Here is a 4,920-nt window from a genome sequence, read left to right on the forward strand (position 1 = left end):
GGCCGGTGACGATGCGTGCCAGGGTCGACTTGCCCGAACCGGACTCGCCTATCAGCCCGAAGGTTTCGCCCTGGCCGATGTCGAGATCGATGCCGTGCAGCACTGGCTGGCTGCCGAAGGCATGACTGATGCCTTTGCAGGCGATCGCGACCCGGCGTTCTTTTGGCAAGCCGGCGTCTTCGCCTTGGGCTATGGGGTGCGCTGGCACGCCGTCCGTCTCCGCCAGTCTTCCGTCCCGCTTGGTGTAGTTGAGCGCCGGGATCGAGGCGATGAGCGCCTTGGTGTAGGCGTGAGAGGGGTTGTCGAAGACATCGCCCGCAACGCCGCTTTCGACCACGGTTCCCGCCTGCATCACCGCCACCCGGTCGCAGGAGCGGCGGATCATGTTGATGTCGTGGCTGATCAGCAGGATGCTGGTTTTGTGATCCTTGCGCAGGTCGGAGAGGATGGCGATGATCTCGGACTGGACGCTGGCGTCGAGCGCCGTCGTCGGCTCATCCAGCACCAGCAGCGACGGGTCGAGCGCAATCGCGATGGCGATGTTGGCGCGCTGCTGCATGCCGCCGGAGAGTTCGTGCGGATAGAGATCCAGCACACGCTCCGGATGGCTGACGCGGACCCGGCCGAGCAGTTCGGCCGCACGCTCGCGCGCCTCGTCGAGGCGAACCGGGCGGTGCCGCATGATCGTCTCGGTGATCTGCCGGCCGATCGTCATGCTTGGATTGAGCGCCGCGCCCGGATGCTGGTAGACGGCCGCGATTTGATTTCCCCTGAGCCGGCGGAGCTGCTCGGCGGAAAGGTCGCGGATTTCGCGGCCCTGGAATTCAAGCGCTGAGGCCGCGATACGGGCGTTCTTCGGCAGATAACGCAGGATGGCGAGCGCCACAGAGCTTTTGCCCGATCCTGACTCGCCGACCAAGCCGAGCGCTTCGCCTTCGCGGATGTGCAGCGACACGCCGCTGACGGCGGGATGCGATCCCTTGCGCCCGTCATAGGCGACGGACAGCTGGTCTACGTTCAGAACTGAGGAGGACATGGGGACTTGAAACCACTTTCTTCCAGCGCCGCCATCGAGGGCAATAGCTTCCGCTTTCGGAGTGCATTATCTCTATAAAATTACTCGGATTAAGCCGGAGCGCAATCTACCTTTCTCGCATCAGCAGAGATTGTCGCGGCTTAGGCAAGCAGCGCGACGGTCTCCGGAGCAGATCTGGAAGGAGGCCGTCATGGCTCGAGACCACATGATCCTCAGCGCATTCTTCTTCAACCCGCAGGGCGATCATCGGATGTCCTGGCGCCATCCCAGGGCGCCGGGGCGGGAGGTGCTGGACTTCGAATTCTACCGCGATCTCGTGCAGGCGGCCGAGCGCGCCAGGATTGACACCATCTTCGTCGCCGACCACGTTTCGATTTGGGATTCGGTCAAGAGCGGCGTCGCCCACTACGCCAATGCCCGCCTCGAACCGCTGACGCTGCTCTCGGCGCTGGCGGGCGTGACCAAGCATATCGGCCTGATCACCACGGCATCGAGTTCCTACAGCGAGCCCTACAATGTGGCGCGCATGTTCGCCTCGCTCGACCACATCAGCAAGGGCAGGGCGTCGTGGAACGTCGTCACCTCGGCGATGGACGAGGAGGCGCGCAATTTCGGCCGCGACGGCAATATCGAACATGCGTTCCGCTACGAGCGTGCGGCCGAATTCCTCGATATCGTCAAAGCGCTGTGGGACAGCTGGGAAGACGAGGCGCTGCTGATCGACAAGGCGTCGGGCTATTTCGCCGACCCCGACAAGGTCCATCCCATCGATCACAAGGGCAAGCACTTCAAAGTCCGCGGCCCGCTCAACGTCTCGCGGCCGCCGCAGGGCCATCCGCTGATCGTCCAGGCGGGCTCCTCGGAGGACGGCAAGAACTTCGCCACCGCCCAGGCCGATGCGCACTTCGCCATCTACAGCACCAAGGAAGATGGCATCAAATACCGTCAGGATATCAACGAGCGGCTGGCCCGCCACGGCAGGCGGCCGGAGAGCTTCAAGATCCTGCCCGGCATCCTGCCTGTTGTCGCCGCCTCCGAAGCAGAAGGCCGGGAAAAGCAGGAATACCTGCAGACCTTGCTGCCGGATCAGGTCGGCATCGACCTTCTGTCCAGCTGGAGCGGGTTGGACCTGTCGCTGTTCCCGCCGGACGGGCCATTGCCGCCGCTGCCGGACGAGAGCACGTTCAACGGCGGACGCACGTCGCTCAACCGGGTCAGGCAATGGGCGAAGCAGAATCTCAGCCTGCGCGAGATCGCCCGCAAACTCGCCAACAGCGGTTCGGTGCCGACCGTCGCCGGCACGCCGGTACAGATCGCCGACCAGTTGCAGGACTGGTTCGTTTCCGGTGCCGCCGACGGCTTCAACTTGATGTTCCCGCTGCTGCCCGAGGACTGGGTGAATTTCGCCGAACAGGTGGTTCCGGAGCTGCAGCGGCGCGGCGTGTTCCCGACCGAATACGCGCCGGGAACGCTGCGCGACCGCTTCGGCCTGGCGCGGCCAGCCAATCGCTTCGCCGAACAACGCGACAATGCGCGCGCGGTGTCCTGACGTCAGGCCGGGAGAACGATCATGACCGTTGCACCAAGATTGCAGCCGCGCGAAGCCACCGCGCCGCAGCTCGTCAATGTCCTGCACAGCCCCAAGCGCGTGCGCGTCAAGTTCGGCGGCCGCACCATCGCCGACAGCCGCAACGTGCTCGTGCTGCGCTCCAACCATTTCCTGCCGATCTATTTCTTCCCGCCGTCAGCGGTCGACCCGTCGGTGCTGAGACCCTCACCGCATCGCGAACCGCACCCGGTCGGTGGCGAAACCGCCTATTGGGATATCGACAGCGGTGACAGGCGCAGCGCCAACGCGGCCTGGGCGTTCGTGTCGCCACCGGATGAAAACCTGGCGCCTCTGGCCGGCCGCATCGCCTTCACCTGGAAAGCCGTCGACCAATGGTTCGAGGAGGAAGAGGAAGTCTTCGTCCACGCCCGCGATCCCTACGCACGCATCGATGTGCTGCAGAGCTCCAGCCATGTGCAGGTCTGGTTCGACGGCGAGCCGATCGCCGACAGCCACCGCCCGGTTCTGCTGTTCGAGACGCATCTGCCAACGCGTTTCTATCTGCCGGCGGAAGACATCCGGCTGGAGCGGCTGACGGCGTCCGTCACAACGACGCGATGTCCTTACAAGGGCATCGCCTCCTATTGGTCCGGCCTGCTGAGCGACGGCTCGGTGCGCCCTGACATCGCCTGGAGCTACCGGGATCCCATAGAGGAAATGCCCAAGATCAAGGGCCTCATCGCGTTCTATCCGCAGGCCGTCGACCGCATCCATCTCGACGGCGAACCCGTCGCATAGCTTTCAATCTTCATTTCAAGGCAGGGTTTAACATGACCAAACTCAGAGATATCGACGCAGTTCGCAATCTGTCGGGGGACATCTGGAATGTCGCCGTCGACGAATATCAGGGCGGCTTTCTCAAGCGCCGCGATCTCCTGAAATACGCCGCACTGCTCGGCCTGACCGGCTTTGCCGCTTCCCAAGGGCTTGGAGGCGCGCGCGCCGCGACTGCTGCCGGCGGCACGGTTCGCGTCGGGCTCGGCCAGCCGACCAAGGCGATCGATCCGGTTTCGGTCACCGATCCGGCCAGCATCGGGGTGATCAGCCAGGTCGGCGAGTATCTGATCCTCGACGATCCGAAGGATGGTCTGCAGCCGAAGCTGGCTCTGTCCTGGGAAGCAAACGAGACGGCCAGTCGTTGGACCTTCAAATTGCGGCCAGGGGTGAAATTCCACGATGGCCGCGCGGTCACCGCTAGGGATGTTGTGGCGAGCTTCGAGCGGCTGGTCGATCGGGCCAGCGGCTCGTCGGCGCTGTCCGCCTACAAGGGCATCCTGTCCAAGGGCGGCGCCAAGCTGGTCGACGACGAAACCGTCGCCTTCGATCTCGACGGCCCAAACAGCAACTTCCCCTTCTATGTCTCCTCAGACGTCTACAATGCCGTCATCCTGCCGGCCGACTATGCCGGCGATTTCGAGAAGAGTTTCAACGGCACCGGTCCGTTCAAGCTCGAATCCTTCCGTCCCAAGCAAGGCGCCAGCTTCGTTCGCAATGAAGACTACTGGGGCGACAAGGCGCTGCCCGACCGGGTCGAGATCAAGTTTTTCGACGACGAGCAGGCGCAGGTGCTGGCGCTGCAGGCCGGCCAGCTCGACGTCATCCCGAGCACGACGCGCCTGGAGCTGGCGATCGAGGGCAATCCCAATTTCAAGCTGCTGAGCGTGCAGGCAAGCTCGCATGACCAGGTGCATCTCAGAACCGACCAGGCGCCGTTCACCGACAAGCGCATCCGCCGCGCGCTGGCGCTCACCATCGACCGCGAGGCGGTGGTCAAGGGCCTGCTCAAGGGCCGCGCCATCGTCGGCAACGACACCCCGTTCGCGCCGATCTTCCCTTCCGCCGATCCGTCGGTGCCACAGCGCAAGCAGGACATTGCGGAAGCCAAGCGCCTGCTTGGTGAGGCGGGTGTGCCGAACGGCTTCGAGGTGACGCTGACCACCGAACGCGCCTATGACATTCCCGACTATGCGGTGATCATCCAGAACTTCGCCAGGAAGGCCGGCATCGACGTCAAGCTCAACGTCCTGCCGCAGGACGCCTATTACGGCTCGGCGACCTTCGGTAGCTCGCCCTGGCTGGATTCGGTGCTCGGCATCACCGACTACGGCCATCGCGGCACGCCCGACATCTTCCTCAACGCCACGCTGAAGAGTTCGGGAGCCTGGAACGCGGCGCATTTCAACAACCCGGCCTATGATGCGCTGCTGCTCGACTACTCGAAGGCGCGTGATCTGCAGGCACAGCGCCTTCGAGTAGTCGAGCAGCAGCGCATCAT

General features: G+C 64.0%; 4 protein-coding genes. 3 read left to right on the top strand and 1 reads right to left on the bottom strand.

Annotated elements, in window-relative coordinates; translation table 11 throughout:
• Positions 1 to 1,036: ATP-binding cassette domain-containing protein (locus tag EN939_RS20750; protein ID WP_164751112.1), on the bottom strand; the 1,036-nt coding region annotated here is incomplete at its 3' end.
• 190 nt (positions 1,037 to 1,226) lie between these two features.
• On the opposite strand from EN939_RS20750, the gene EN939_RS20755 reads away from it, so the two are divergent.
• The 3 genes from EN939_RS20755 to EN939_RS20765 form a co-directional block, all read left to right on the top strand.
• Positions 1,227 to 2,585, top strand: a complete 1,359-nt coding sequence (locus EN939_RS20755; protein WP_127269473.1) for an LLM class flavin-dependent oxidoreductase — start codon at positions 1,227 to 1,229, stop codon at positions 2,583 to 2,585.
• Positions 2,586 to 2,606: 21 nt separating this feature from the next.
• Positions 2,607 to 3,383 (top strand): DUF427 domain-containing protein, encoded by a 777-nt coding sequence (locus EN939_RS20760; protein ID WP_127269474.1) that lies wholly within the window; start codon positions 2,607 to 2,609, stop codon positions 3,381 to 3,383.
• Positions 3,384 to 3,415: 32 nt separating this feature from the next.
• Positions 3,416 to 4,920, top strand: a 1,505-nt coding sequence (locus tag EN939_RS20765; RefSeq protein ID WP_164751113.1) for an ABC transporter substrate-binding protein, incomplete at its 3' end; no start/stop codon positions are given.

Source organism: Mesorhizobium sp. M7A.F.Ca.CA.002.05.1.1 (genome assembly GCF_003998335.1).
In the GTDB taxonomy this organism is placed as follows: Bacteria; Pseudomonadota; Alphaproteobacteria; order Rhizobiales; family Rhizobiaceae; genus Mesorhizobium.

Coding starts and splice junctions, on each gene's coding strand:
- EN939_RS20760 (WP_127269474.1), top strand. CDS start 2,607: ATGACCGTTGCACCAAGATTGCAGCCGCGCGAAGCCACCGCGCCGCAG.
- EN939_RS20755 (WP_127269473.1), top strand. CDS start 1,227: ATGGCTCGAGACCACATGATCCTCAGCGCATTCTTCTTCAACCCGCAG.